At 33.1% G+C, this 14,957-nt stretch carries 9 protein-coding genes and 1 riboswitch; all 9 genes read left to right on the forward strand.

The window, feature by feature from the left end; translation table 11 throughout:
• Positions 1-132: 132 nt before the first annotated feature.
• The 9 genes from HLK68_RS06695 to HLK68_RS06735 all read left to right on the forward strand — a co-directional run bounded on the left by HLK68_RS06695 (position 133) and on the right by HLK68_RS06735 (position 14,948).
• Positions 133-1,773, forward strand: coding sequence for a glycoside hydrolase family 13 protein (locus HLK68_RS06695; RefSeq protein ID WP_132942953.1), 1,641 nt, complete (start codon positions 133-135; stop codon positions 1,771-1,773).
• Positions 1,774-2,111: 338 nt separating this feature from the next.
• Positions 2,112-3,530: a peptidoglycan DD-metalloendopeptidase family protein gene (locus HLK68_RS06700; protein ID WP_238672941.1), complete on the forward strand. Its 1,419-nt coding sequence runs from the start codon at positions 2,112-2,114 to the stop codon at positions 3,528-3,530.
• Between the two features lie 249 nt (positions 3,531-3,779).
• Entirely contained in the window at positions 3,780-5,048 is a 1,269-nt protein-coding gene (locus HLK68_RS06705; protein WP_006783482.1) for a hemolysin family protein, read from the forward strand.
• 82 nt (positions 5,049-5,130) lie between these two features.
• A complete protein-coding gene (locus HLK68_RS06710) occupies positions 5,131-6,600 on the forward strand; it encodes a glycosyltransferase family 39 protein (RefSeq protein WP_006783481.1) in 1,470 nt (489 codons plus the stop codon).
• 54 nt (positions 6,601-6,654) lie between these two features.
• Positions 6,655-7,605, forward strand: a complete 951-nt coding sequence (locus tag HLK68_RS06715) for a glycosyltransferase family 2 protein (protein ID WP_006783480.1) — start codon at positions 6,655-6,657, stop codon at positions 7,603-7,605.
• A gap of 66 nt (positions 7,606-7,671) precedes the next feature.
• Complete coding sequence (locus HLK68_RS06720) at positions 7,672-8,853, forward strand: DNA recombination protein RmuC (protein WP_006783479.1); 1,182 nt, start codon at positions 7,672-7,674, stop codon at positions 8,851-8,853.
• A 77-nt stretch (positions 8,854-8,930) separates the two neighbouring features.
• A riboswitch (SAM riboswitch) is annotated at positions 8,931-9,031 on the forward strand.
• A 341-nt stretch (positions 9,032-9,372) separates the two neighbouring features.
• Positions 9,373-10,563, forward strand: coding sequence for a methionine adenosyltransferase (metK, locus tag HLK68_RS06725; RefSeq protein ID WP_006783478.1), 1,191 nt, complete (start codon positions 9,373-9,375; stop codon positions 10,561-10,563).
• 122 nt (positions 10,564-10,685) lie between these two features.
• On the forward strand, positions 10,686-11,576 hold the full coding sequence (locus HLK68_RS06730) for a diacylglycerol/lipid kinase family protein (RefSeq protein ID WP_039930589.1): 891 nt from the start codon (positions 10,686-10,688) through the stop codon (positions 11,574-11,576).
• 159 nt (positions 11,577-11,735) lie between these two features.
• Complete coding sequence (locus tag HLK68_RS06735; RefSeq protein ID WP_132942954.1) at positions 11,736-14,948, forward strand: N-acetylglucosaminidase; 3,213 nt, start codon at positions 11,736-11,738, stop codon at positions 14,946-14,948.
• Positions 14,949-14,957 lie beyond the last annotated feature (9 nt).

Below are 14,957 nucleotides of genomic sequence, written 5' to 3' on the forward strand. Positions count from 1 at the left end.
CTTTTTTAAAAATCTGAGATCAATAAGTAAACGGTTTTACAATTCTTTTTAATTGAGTTTTTAAATGGCAGTATCTATAATAAAGTTAGAAATTGAATCGTTTCGATAAGGAATGAATTTCAGGGAGGAATTATGATGGAGAAAAAGTGGTGGCATAAATCAGTTGTTTATCAAATCTATCCAAGAAGCTTTAAAGATACAAGTGGAAATGGAGTAGGGGATTTAAGAGGAATTATTGAAAAATTAGATTACTTAAAAGAATTAGGAATTGACGTGATTTGGTTATCACCGGTTTATAAATCTCCAATGGATGATAATGGATATGATATTTCTGATTATCAAGATATTGCTCCTGAATTTGGGACAATGGCAGATATGGATGAGTTGATTGAAGAAGCGAATGCTCGTGGAATCCGTATTGTTATGGATTTAGTAGTGAATCATACTTCAGATGAGCATCCATGGTTTTTAGAAGCTAAAAAATCAAAAGATAATCCATATCGTGATTATTATATCTGGCGAGATCCTGCAGAAGATGGAGGAGTTCCGAATGATTTAGGTTCGACTTTCTCGGGGCCTGCATGGAATTATGATGAAACAACAGGTCAGTATTATTTCCATTTATTTAGTAAGCGTCAACCAGATTTAAACTGGGAAAACCCTAAAGTACAAGAAGAAGTTCATAAGATGATGAATTTCTGGTTAGAAAAAGGAATCGGTGGATTCCGTATGGATGTAATTGATTTAATTGGTAAAGAGGTAGATAAAAAAATTACAGGAAATGGACCTCGTCTACATCCATTATTACAAGAAATGAATAAAGCATCATTCGGAAACTACGATGTTTTAACGGTAGGAGAAACATGGGGTGCAACACCTGAAATTGCAAAACTATATTCAGATCCAAAACGTCATGAGTTATCAATGGTTTTCCAATTTGAACATGCTTCAATCGATTGGCATCCTCAAGAAGGAAAATGGCGTCCAACTCAATTTAATTTCCTTAAATTTAAACAAATTTTAAGTAAATGGCAGACATCACTTGATGGAGAAGGATGGAATTCATTATTCTGGAACAATCATGATTTACCTCGTATTGTTTCTCGTTGGGGAAATGATAAAGAGTACCGTGTTGAAACAGCTAAAATGTTTGCTTCAATCCTACATTTAATGCAAGGAACACCATACGTATATCAAGGTGAAGAAATTGGGATGACAAATGTTCATTTTGAAAAATTAGAACAATATAATGATATTGAAACTTTACAATTCTATCGTGATAATATCAAAAAAGGTTATACACATGAAGAAATGATGGATGCAATTTGGAAAAATGGACGTGATAATGCCCGTACACCAATGCAATGGGATAACTCAGTAAATGCAGGTTTCACAAACGCTACGCCATGGTTAGAATTAAATCCAAACTATACGGAAATTAACGTGAAAGATGCGTTAGAAAATAAAGATTCGATTTTCCATCACTATAAAAAATTAATTAATTTACGTAAAAATACTGAATTTAGCGATGTTATTGTTTACGGTAAATATGAATTATTACTTCCAGAAGATGAGCATATTTTTGCTTATATTCGTGAAAATGAAGATAAAAAATTATTATTAGTAGCGAACTTTAGCGAAGAGACAGTAACACGTTCATTTGATGGAGAAGTGAAACAAATTATCCTATCAAACTACAAAGAATTTGATTATCAATTATCTTCTTTAGAATTAAGACCATATGAAACTGTTATTTTTGAATTATCAAAATAATTAAAATTTTTCAAAGAACCTCTATTTTTAGCAAAAATAGAGGTTTTTTTTGTATTTTCTGCTTAAAAACACAATGAAGAAAACGGATACATAAGTAAGAGATAATAAAGTTTTAAAAATGATGTATTTCTGTAGAAAAATAGTATATTTTCTGATAAAATGTTTGATTTATAATAAAAAAGCAGGGTTTTTCACATTTAGAACACAAGTTGGACATATCTATATGAAACAATTGAATAGAACTTAAGAGAGAAGTTGAATAAAATTTTAAAAATATACTAAGTCACCAAGACGTAGGGAACTTTGTTAGAGTTTAACAAAGTATGGAGGTCGTAATGATGAAGAAAAAATTAGTTGGGGCAGTTATTGCAACGATGATGTTTGCAAACAGTCAGCAGCAGGTAACACATGCTCAAACGGTAACCCCAAATAATCAACATGTAGTTTATCGAATTTATATAAATGATGAAGTTGTTGGATTAATCAACAATAAAGAAGAATATGATACTTTCATTGAAAATCATATGAAAGAATTATTACAACAATATCCAGATCAAGTCATCTATGCACCGACGAATGTTCGTGTGGAGGAAGAAGTAACTTTATTACCAGTTGATTCAATTGATAATCAAGCTGTCTTATCACAAGTAGCAGAAAAAGCGGATTTTAAAACGTCAACAAATGTTGTGACAATTGGAGAGCAAAAGTTTGCGGTAAAAGATACAGCTGTTGTTGAATCAACATTAATGGATTTAATGAAGTATTATACAGGCACTGAAAATTTAGCTAAAATTATGGATACAGAAAATCCAATTCAAGCTTTATCAGAGACGGGATCTCAATATATTGGAGCTAAAGTTGTAGAACCTGTTAAAGTTGAATCAAGTTATGCAGCACCTGATGAGGTGTTAACAACTGACCAAATGCGTCGTATGATGTTATATGGTCAAAAGGAGCCACAACAGACTGTCACATTTGGAGAGGATTCGTCTCTTTGGTATATTGCTCGTGATTATGGTTTAACAGAGGAAGAGCTTATCCTATTAAACCCTCAGGTGGAAGGTTTAAAATGGGGTGAGTTATTAGGAATGGAGTTAGATGTAACACCATTAAATCCAATCATCCATGTTCAAACGGAACAAGAGAAAGTTAATGTTGCACCAATTTTTTATGAAACAGAATATATTGATGATGAGACGATGTTAAAAGGACAAACTAAGGTGACACAAACGGGTCAAAATGGTGAGTTTTTAACGCGTACCAAAGTCGAATATGTGAATGGTGAGCAAACAAATTCAACAGTGGTTGAAGAAACTCAACTTTCAGAACCAGTTAAAGAGGTCATTATTCGAGGAACAAAGGTTGTCTCAGGAGTAGGAACTGGAAACTGGGTATGGCCAACGACATCACGTAACGTAACATGTGGTTATTTATGTTATAGCGGACATTATGCAATTGATATTTCTGCTAGTACAGGGCAATCTGTTTATGCAGCTGATAATGGAGTTGTTGTGAGTGCAAGTTATAATGCAGCTTATGGAAATGTCATTCTAATAAATCATAAAAATGGTTATTATACACGTTATGCTCACTTAAATTCTATGAATGTTAAGGCTGGAGATATTGTGGAAGCTGGTCAATTAATTGGTGGAGCTGGAAACACTGGAAATTCGACAGGAACTCACTTACATTTTGAGATTCGTACGAATACAGGAAGCCAACCAAGTTATGCACCAAATCCTTTAGATTTTTATTAATTATTTTTTGAAAAAGCATGAAAACTCTAAGTGTCTACCATAATAAAGTAGATGTTTAGAGTTTTTTTATAGCAAATTTATAAGAATGCTATGTATTTAAAATGTCGATTAATGATAAAAAAATAGAAGATTTAAATGTGTGGAAACTGTATAAACAAATCGAGAATATTGACAAATACAAATGAAATTGATATAGTATTCTACATAAAAAAATTACATAATTATGAAATTATAGGAGTGTGAATTATTTTGGACCCGTCCATGTATTATTTAATACTTGTTGGTATGATTATTTTATCAGCATTTTTTAGTGCCTCAGAAACTGCTTTTTCGAGTGTAAATTTGATTCGTTTACGTCAGTATGCCGATGAAGGAAGACCAGGTGCTAAAAAAGCATTAAATGTAGCTGAGCGTTTTGATGAAGTATTACTCGCTATTTTAATTGGAAATAACGTTGTTAATTTAGCATCGGCATCGATTGCAACTATTGTAGCAACCGATTTATTAGGCGCGTCAGGCGCTGCAGTTGCAACAGGAGTTATGACGATTCTAATTATTATTTTTGGTGAGATTTTACCTAAATCTTATGCTAAGGAAAATGCTGAACGATTCTCATTGGCGATTGGTTCGACTTACTATACTTTAATTATTATCTTGAAGCCTGTTATTAAGCTTTTTATGATTTTAAAGGATTTTGTAGCTAAGTTATACACAAAGCAAGAGGAAGAACCATCTGTGACTGAAGATGAGTTGAACGTAATCATTGATACAATGGAGGAAGAGGGTGTATTACAGCAAGATGAAGTTGAGATGCTTCAAAGTGTTCTTGATTTAAGTGAAACTTTTGTTAAGGATATTATGACGCCTCGAGTAGATGTCACAGCTGTAAGTATTCATGATTCCAATGAAGATATAAAAAATGTTTTTCTAGAAGAGAAATATTCGCGCATTCCTGTTTACGAGGAATCGCGGGACAATATTATAGGGATTTTATATCAACGTGATTTATTTGCTGAAATTATTGAAAAAGGTTCAGTTGAAGATATAAATATTGTAGATATTATGAGAGACCCAATGTATGTTTCTTATACGATGCGTGTATCAGATTTATTAACTCGATTACAATTTGAAAAACAACACATTGCAATTGTTGCGGATGAATATGGTGGAACAGCTGGACTCGTGACTATGGAAGATGTTTTAGAAGAAGTGGTTGGGGAAATTTATGATGAACATGATGAAGAAGAACAATTAGTTACGAAAAAAAGTGATACTTTATATGAGGCGAAAGCTGATATTGATTTAGATGAATTATTTGATATTATGGATATAGATTTAGATATTCCAGAAGATGCTTATTCTCTAGGAAGTTGGATGTATTCAAAGATTGAGGATATTCCCGATATCGGCGATATGTATCAGTATCATCACTTAGTTTTCACGATTATTGAAGTTGAAGATCGCCGTATTAAAAAAGTAAAAATAGAAGTTTTACCGGAAGTTGAAAAAGAAGAATAAACAGAAAAAAACCCTTGGTTAATATGAATGAACCAAGGGTTTTTATGTGAAAATAAGGGTAGGTAATAAAAAGGAGATTTTTATGAATATTTCTGGTATAAAGTTAGGATTAATGACATTATTTAATGTTATATTTGTCATTGTTTTTGGGTACATTTTATTAAATACAAGCATATTTCCATTTAAAATATTTAAAATAATGAATCCTGTCGTGATTTTACTCGGAGTCATTATTGTATTAAGTGGCTTATACTTTTTAAATAAAAGACTTGAAAAGTGTAATGAGAAAAGATTAATGGTTATATCAATAGGGAGTTTTATTATTTTAATTATATTACAGTTTTTCTTTGCACGTTATTTTACAGTTAATCCAACATGGGATTTTGGAAAAGTGTATGATGAGGCGTATGATTTATCGATTCAGTTTCGACAAATAGATCAGTATTTTTATTTCTACTGCCCTAATAACCTTCCAATCTTGTTATTAGTAACAGGGTTGTTTAAGATATTTAGGTTTATGGGATTTACTGATCTGTTAAAGCCGTTAATAGTGGTGAATTTAAGTATTGTATTTTTATCGGTATGGATTATGTATTTGTTTATTAAAGAAATGTATGGCTTACAACGAGCTACTTTATTTAGCATTTTATCTATTTTAATTACACCATTTTATACATATACTACTATTGTGTACACCGATACCTTAGGCATGATTTTACCTATTTTATCACTTTATTTGTATGCAAAGATTTATCGTTCTCCTAAAAAAGAAATAGGATTGTTAGTAACTTTAGGATTAGTACTAGGTCTTGGAGGCCTTTTGAAGACGCATGCTTTAGTTGTTTTGGTGGCTATTTTAATTCATTATTTCTTAACGAGAAAAGACGGATTCATTAGATTAAGTGCACCGCTCATTTTAATGGTATTAGTGACGATGATGAGTTATAAACTCGCCATAAAACCGTTGATTCCTGTTGCATCGAGTGAAGTAGGATTTCCAAAGACACATTGGGTGATGATGGGACTTAAAGGATTAGGTGGATATGATGATGAGGATACGAATATGACGCGATTTTTAAAAGATAGTGGTTGGTCAAATGATGAGATTCAAGCACAACACATTCGTCTAATGAAGGAACGATTAGAAGCTTTTGGAGTGGGTGGATTTATCAACCATTTGAATTCTAAGTTGAATTTTACGTGGTCAGATGGAACATATTTTGCTCCAGAGAAATTAAAGCGTGAGCCAATTGTTACAAATAATTATCAAGATTATATTTTTGGGGATAAAAACCTACCATACTTATATTTAAGTCAAATGGTTCATGTTGTAATTTTATTTTTAATGTGGTTAAGTAGTATCCGTATTTTAAAAGATAAACTATGTTTTGAAAGTGTTATGACGATATCGGTATTTGGAGTGATGTTATTTCTATTAATTTGGGAAACTCGCTCTAGGTATCTAATGATTTATTTACCGGTCTTTGTTGTATTAGCCAGTTATGGATTTGGTGAGTTTACACAGATGATTCAAAAAATAAAGCGTCAATAAATTTGTAAATTTATGATATAATTAAGTATCAAATTATTTTAGGTGGTGGACTTAATGGGGAAGCTGATTTCCATTATTGTACCGTGTTACAATGAACAAGAAACAGTTGAACGTTTTTATGAAGAAATTATAAAAGTAACGAATGAAATTAATGGATATGAATTTGAATTTGTTTATGTGAATGATGGTTCAAAAGATCAGACAGTCCCATTAATTAAAGCGTTGCGTGAAAAAGATGAGCGTGTTTGCTTAATTGATTTTTCTCGTAACTTTGGAAAAGAAGCAGCGATGCTTGCAGGAATGGAATATGCTCGTGGAGAAGCCGTCGTTATTATGGATGTTGATTTACAGGATCCACCGGAGCTTTTACCTAAAATGGTTAAGCTTTACGAAGATGGATATGAAAATATTTATACACGACGTCGTAATCGTGATGGAGAGCCACCTATTCGTAGTTTCTTTGCCAATATGTTTTATAAAGTGATTAATCGCATGAGTGACGTTGAAATCATTGACGGAGCTCGTGATTATCGTTTGTTAAGTCGTCGTGCAGTTGATGATTTAATTAGTTTAAAAGAGTCAAATCGTTTCTCAAAAGGATTATTCCAATGGGTTGGATATCAATCGATTTGTCTAGAGTTTGATCACGTTGAACGTGTTGCGGGTGAAACAAAGTGGAGTTTCATGAAACTTGTTAACTATGCAATTGAAGGAATCACAGCATTTTCAAATGCGCCTCTTCGTTTTGCAACTTATACAGGAGTTTTAGTGGCGTTTGTGGCATTTGCATATTTACTATACATTTTCTTTAATACAGCGATCAATGGAAACCCAACGGCAGGTTGGTCATCAATGGTTTGTATCATGTTATTCTTAGGAGGAGTACAGTTAATCTTCTTAGGAGTCATTGGAGAGTATATTGGTCGCATTTATAATGAGGTTAAGGGACGTCCTAATTATATTGTGAAAGATTATTTTGGTGAGAAAAAAGAACTTGAAGATTAATTCTTCAAGTTCTTTTCTTTTATATGGTAAAATAATGTTAATAAATGGGTGAAGTGAGGGATATTAGTGACGGTAGTTTATATTTTATTAATTGTGGTTATTTTTTTATTACTGTTAATTTTAATCAGACAAAATTTATATACAAGAAGTCGTCAAAATCCACAGTTAGATTTGCAGGTGAAACAATTGCTTGAGGAGCAACAACGAATGGAGAAGCGACTTCAGGATGCTAATTTTCAGTTAAGTGGGAGTTTTAATCAGGCGAATGAGCGAGTGCTTGAGCGTTATGGACAGTTTGAGCGGGTGATGCGAGATCAATTGAATCAGCATACGTCTTTGGTGAATCAACAATTACAGAGTGATTTTTCGAAGTTAAATGAACGGATTGAGTTTAATTTGCTGCGTATTAATGATAAGGTAAATGAGAGGCTAGATCAGTCATTTAATAAGACGAATGAGACATTTCAAAATATTTTGGTTCGTTTAGCAAAGATTGATGAAGCACAGAAAAAGATTGAAAGTTTATCAACGGACATTGTATCACTACAAAATCTGTTATCAGATAAAAAAAGTCGAGGAACGTTTGGTGAGGTGCAACTTTATCAAATTATGGCAGCTGTTTTCGGTGAAAAGAATGATCGTATTTATGAAACTCAGTATAAGTTATCAAATGGAACTATTGTAGATGCCATGCTTCATGCTCCACTTCCAATGGGGGATTTACCGATTGACTCGAAGTTTCCACTTGAAAATTATCAACGTATGATGGATCGAACTTTAGGGGAGGTAGAGCGTCAACTAGCAGAGAAACAGTTCAAACAAGATGTTAAGAAACATATTGATGATATTTTCAATAAATATGTGACACCGCAGGAAACTTCAGATCAGGCTGTGATGTTTTTACCAGCAGAGGCAATTTTTGCTGAGATTAATGCCTATCACCCAGATTTAGTAGCTTATTCGCAACGTAAAAGAGTATGGCTTGTGTCACCTACAACTTTTATGTCAACACTGACAACGATTCAAGTGATTTTAAATAATTTAGAACGGGATCAACATGCTTTAATTATTCAACAGGAGTTGAATAAATTAGGGGATGAATTCAAGCGTTATAAAGAGCGATGGGATAAGTTGAGTAAGCATATTGATAGTGTGTCGAAAGATGTTAAAGAAATCCATATTACAACTGAGAAAATTGGGACTCGCTTCGATGCTATTTCAAATGTTGAACTTGATTTTACAGAATAAGTCGCTAATATTTGACAAATAAATAAAAAGGCTTTATAATAGATAAGAATTAAATTTAATAAAATTACAATAATATACTCTTATTAAGAGCGATGGAGGCATAGGGGCCTATGAAGTCGCGGCAACCTCTGAAATTGAAAGGTGCCGACCCAAGCGAGTTTAACTCGAGCAATAAGAGGGTTTGAATCTACCTATTCAAGTCCGCTTATAGCGGGCTTTTTTTGTTAGCTCATCTTTCCGGCTTTGTCGGAATAGATGAACTATACATCTGCGTTTTTTGCAGATGTTATCCATTAGTGCTATTAGTGTGTATTCACTGTATTTGTGAATACACATAAAATCTATAATTAGACAAACTTTACATCGCGAAGGCGATGTAACAACCATTGTTAGAATATAATTTAGTGGAAAATAGGATTAGATTCAAGTTAATTGCAAAAATTAACGGCCCGAAGCATGATTTTATATCTAAAGCTTAATAATATAGAGTATTAATGTGAATTGAAGGAGGATATTATAGTGTCAGAACGTCGTTTATTTACATCAGAATCAGTAACAGAAGGTCATCCAGATAAAATTGCTGATCAGATTTCAGATTCAATTTTAGATGCGATCTTAGCCAAAGATCCAATGGCACGTGTTGCTTGTGAAACATCGGTAACAACTGGATTAGTGTTAGTGTTTGGGGAAATTACAACGTCTTCGTATGTTGATATTCAAAAAACAGTCCGTGAAACAATTCGTCAAATTGGTTATGATCGTGCAAAATATGGATTTGACGCAGATACATGTGCTGTGTTAACTGCAATTGACGAACAATCGGCTGATATTGCGATGGGTGTTGACCAAGCGTTAGAAGCTCGTACTGGTTCAATGAGTGATGAAGAAATCGAAGCAATCGGAGCAGGAGACCAAGGTTTAATGTTCGGGTTTGCTACAAATGAAACAGAAGAATTTATGCCATTACCAATCTCGTTAGCTCATAAATTAGCACGTCGTTTAACTGAAGTTCGTAAAAATGGAACATTAGACTATTTACGTCCAGATGGAAAAACTCAAGTAACAGTTGAATATGATGAAGCTTTAAAACCAGTAGCTATTGATACTGTATTATTATCGACTCAACATTCACCAGAAGTAACTCATGAGCAAATCGAAGCAGATATCAAAAAATATGTATTTGATGAAGTATTACCACAAGAATTAGTAACTGAAAATACTCGTTATTTAGTTAATCCAACAGGACGTTTTGTAATCGGTGGACCTCATGGAGATGCAGGATTAACAGGACGTAAAATTATTGTTGATACTTACGGAGGATATGCCCGTCATGGTGGTGGAGCATTCTCAGGTAAAGATGCAACAAAAGTAGACCGCTCTGCTGCATATGCTGCACGTTATGTGGCGAAGAACTTAGTTGCTGCAGGGTATGCAGATAAAATTGAGATTCAATTATCATATGCAATTGGAGTCGCACAGCCTACTTCAATTATGGTTGATACATTCGGTACAGGGAAAACTACGAATGCTAAAATCGTCGAAGTAATTCGTCAAAACTTTGATTTACGCCCAGCGGGAATCATTCAAATGTTAGATTTAAGACGCCCAATCTATAAACAAACAGCTGCATATGGACATTTCGGACGTACTGATGTAGATTTACCATGGGAACGCTTAGATAAAGTAGAAGCGTTAAAAGCTTCACTTTAATATTAAATAGATGTATAATAATAGCCTGATTTTTTTACAAAAAATCAGGTTTTTATTATGTGAGAGAGTGCTATAATATACTATGCTATAAAACTTTAAATTTTTGAAAGGAAGTGCCTAGTGTGCTAAAAAAACTGTTACTTATAATCAATCCGACGTCAGGTCGTGGGATGATCAAGGATTACCTTTTATCGATTGTCACTCAGTTTAGTTTAGCTGGATATGAAGTGACAGTTTATCCAACGAAAGCTAAGCATGATGCTGTGAGTAAAATGAAAGTCGCTCGAAGTTATGATTTGGTTATCGCAAGTGGTGGGGATGGAACGTTGAACGAAGTAATCACTGGCTTAATTGAAGCAAATGGGAATACTCCGATTGGTTATATTCCAACAGGGACAACTAATGATTTTGCATCAACACTTGGTATTCCTAAAAATGTTCCAAAAGCACTTGAACTCTGTTTAAATGGGAAACCAATGCCAATTGATATCGGGATGTTTAATGAGCGTTATTTTATGTATGTTGCTGCATTTGGGGCTTTTACAGACGTAGCTTATGAAACACCACAACCGCGCAAAAATATGCTCGGGGGACTTGCTTATTTAATTGAAGGATTAATGAAACTTCCAACGATTCAATCTTATCAGTGTAAAATTTATCATCGTGAGGGTTTTATTGAGGGAGATTATATTTTTGGAATGATTTCAAATTCGGATTCTGTAGCAGGGATTAAAAATGCATTTGGAAATCAAGCGGATTTAAATGATGGACTATTTGAGGTAACATTAATTCGAGCTCCTAAAAATTTGATTGATATTCATCGTATTTTAACCGACTTTTTAAATCGAACATATGATCCTGAATACGTGGTAACATTTAAAACAGATCGAATTACAGTTGAGAGTGAACAGGACGTGAAATGGACGCTTGATGGTGAAGATGGTGGAAGTATGAAACATGCTACCATTAAAAGTCTTCAACGACGTGTTCAGATTTTAAGTAAAGGTGAATAAAAAAAGAATTCAAGTATACTTGAATTCTTTTTTTATTACTAAATTTCTTATTATATACAAAAGAGTGTCAAAATATTCTTTTTATCTATGTTTTAATGACAAAAATGTATAAATTATTTATAATTAAAGGAGCTATGTATTGGAGAAGGAGTTGTGAAAATGAATCGAAAGCGGGGCAAGAAGGAAGTCTTAAAGGGAACATTAGCAATCGGATTATTAATAAATCAGTTTAGTAGCTTTGGGGCGATTGTTAATGCTACGGTATATGAGTCAGAAGTAGAAAATAATTCAGATATTGTTCAAGAATCAATTGATTCAAGTCAAGACGATCTACCAGATTTAGATGGAAACTTATCTAATGAAAGTACTGAAAATGAAGAGATTCAGAATCCGGGGGACGGTTTACCTGAAGAAATTCCAAATGACGAAGAATTCGGAGAAACTGAAGATGTAGAATTAGAGATTCCTAAAGTAGAAGAAGATTTAGATAGCGCTGATGGATCAGAAGAAAGCAAGAGTCCAGAAGAGCAAATTGAGGAAGAATTACTTGAAGAAACTGCTTCAATTAATTTAGAAGATGATGGTTTATTCTCCATTGAAAGTCGAAGTTCTGGAAGTGGATTAGTTCAGCTATGGCAAGTTGTTCCTGATGGACAGCAATCAAAAGAAGGTAAGACTACTTCAGAAATTATGAAGGCATTACAATGTAAGCCCAATCATAATTTATATCCATCTGGTGGACAATCTGAACATAATACATATGTAAACTCTTGTTATGTAGATGATGCGTTATATTTAGGAGAAGATACGAATTATTATTATATTTATTTATCTGGATATGAAGGGAAGGTTCCTAAATCTGAATCTCATTGGTTTGAATTAGATTTAAATAATGATGGGACAAAGGTAAAGTATGAAATTCAGACAGTTGCTTATTATATTCCAGGCGGAACAACAATGTATAGTTTACAAGAAAAAACTGAACCATTAGATGTTCCAGAGTTGAATTATTATGATCAATACTTAGATAAATATAATGATATAAATGAACGAGGAATTACTACTTTTAGTACGTCAACAGTTCAATCACCATCTTATTATGCCAATGAAAATGGAACGTTAGTTCATTATCTAACGAGTAATGTAACAAAGGCTAATAGTTATTCAAAAGTGATTGTTGGAAAAGCACCATCTTGGATGAGTTCTAATGTTAAATATTATAGTTATGATGGAATTTATTTTTATACAAACTGGCGTAACATTAAGGTTAATGGTCAAGGTGCTGTAAATCAATCAAATCCATTTTATAATTATTATCAATATCTACCAGTTAGGTCGAAATCAAATTATTCAGCTAATATTTTTGATAATTATACAAATTCGAATGGTGGAGCAGGTGGAAAGTTAGTCAATACAGGCCAATACTTCTATGCTGTTCAAGATAAGTATGGGATTAATGGTGCCTTACAGTACGCTATGGGAATTCATGAAAGTGGATGGGGAAAAAGTAGTTTAAGTATTGATAAGAATAACTTATTTGGGATGAATGCGACAGATAATAATCCTTACGGCAATGGAACGAGCTTCCCATCTGTTGAAGCAGGAATCAATTATCATGCTGACCGTTACCTATCATGGGGATATACAGATCCGGTTGATGATTGGAGATATATGGGGTCTCATGTCGGAAATAAAGGAAGCGGGATGAATGTTAGGTATGCATCCGATCCATTCTGGGGAGAAAAAATTGCTGGTTGGTATTATCGTTTTGATAGTGCCAGTGGATTAAAGGATTATGATTATTATACAATTGGAATTAAACAATCTAATGCAGTTGTAGATGTTAAGAGCCAGGCTAATTCAAGTTCATCTACTTTATATCAGACTAAAAATAAAAAAAGTAATATAAAAATATATAATTATCCATTTTTAATTATTGGACAATTGGGAGAATTTTATAAGATTCAGACAGATACTCCAATAGTTAATGGAGTTCCGAAATTTAATGCTCAATATATTTATGATTTATCAGTAGGATATATTGATAACACATCCATTCTAATTACTACGAATGGATCTTATGAAGAATATGGTGCTCTACAAAATCATATTGACCAGGCAAGCATTGATTCCAACGGGTTGTATTTATATGGTTGGGGATATGTTGAAGGAATGAATATGAGTAATGATTGGGAGATAGAAAAAAATATAGTTATTAAGGATGAGACAGGAACAGAAGTGGTTCGTCAAACAGTTGAAGATATATATAATTTAGATTTTGCACAAGGGTTTAATGGACCGTATGAATACGCAAGATATGGAACATTTCTTCCAATTTTAAATTTAGAACCAGGATTATATAATTTTGATATTGAGATACTGAAATCGGAAAATGGAAAAAGATCATGGGTTAGAAGCAATTATAAATTAGATACAGGATATGTGCAAATAGGTGGAAAAAAATATAGATTCTACAATGAAGTTGAGAGTGGACCAGTTAAACTTGAGATAATTGAAGGTGCCTTACAAAATCATATCGACCAGGCAAGCATTGATTCCAACGGGTTGTATTTATATGGTTGGGGATATGTTGAAGGAATGAATATGAGTAATGATTGGGAGATAGAAAAAAATATAGTTATTAAGGATGAGACAGGAACAGAAGTAGTTCGTCAAACGGTTGAAGATATATATAATTTAGATTTTGCACAGGGGTTTAATGGACCATATGAATATGCAAGATATGGAACATTTCTTCCAATTTTGGATTTAGAACCGGGATTATATAATTTTGATATTGAAATAATCAAACCAGGATATGGAAGAAGAGCGTGGGTTAGAAGCAATTATAAATTAGATACAGGATATGTGCAAATAGGTGGAAAAAAATATAGATTCTACAATGAAGTTGAGAGTGGACCAGTTAAACTTGAGATAATTGAAGGTGCCTTACAAAATCATATCGACCAGGCAAGCATTGATTCCAATGGGTTGTATTTATATGGTTGGGGATATGTTGAAGGAATGAATATGAGTAATGATTGGGAGATAGAAAAAAATATAGTTATTAAGGATGAGACAGGAACAGAAGTAGTTCGTCAAACAGTTGAAGATATATATAATTTAGATTTTGCACAAGGGTTTAATGGACCATATGAATATGCAAGATATGGAACATTTCTTCCAATTTTGGATTTAGAACCGGGATTATATAATTTTGATATTGAAATAATCAAACCAGGATATGGAAGAAGAGCGTGGGTTAGAAGCAATTATAAATTAGATACAGGATATGTACAAATAGGTGACAAGAAGTATAGATTATATAATGAAGTGGAGTATGGTCCGGTACATCTTAGAATAATTTATTAAAAATTGAGG

It is taken from the genome of Turicibacter sanguinis (assembly GCF_013046825.1).
GTDB classification, from domain to species: Bacteria; Bacillota_I; Bacilli_A; order MOL361; family Turicibacteraceae; genus Turicibacter; species Turicibacter sanguinis.

Excerpts from the sequence above, each read along its gene's own strand:
- HLK68_RS06695 (WP_132942953.1), top strand. The coding sequence starts at position 133 with ATGATGGAGAAAAAGTGGTGGCATAAATCAGTTGTTTATCAAATCTAT.
- HLK68_RS06700 (WP_238672941.1), top strand. The coding sequence starts at position 2,112 with ATGAAGAAAAAATTAGTTGGGGCAGTTATTGCAACGATGATGTTTGCA.
- HLK68_RS06710 (WP_006783481.1), top strand. The coding sequence starts at position 5,131 with ATGAATATTTCTGGTATAAAGTTAGGATTAATGACATTATTTAATGTT.
- HLK68_RS06715 (WP_006783480.1), top strand. The coding sequence starts at position 6,655 with ATGGGGAAGCTGATTTCCATTATTGTACCGTGTTACAATGAACAAGAA.
- HLK68_RS06735 (WP_132942954.1), top strand. The coding sequence starts at position 11,736 with ATGAATCGAAAGCGGGGCAAGAAGGAAGTCTTAAAGGGAACATTAGCA.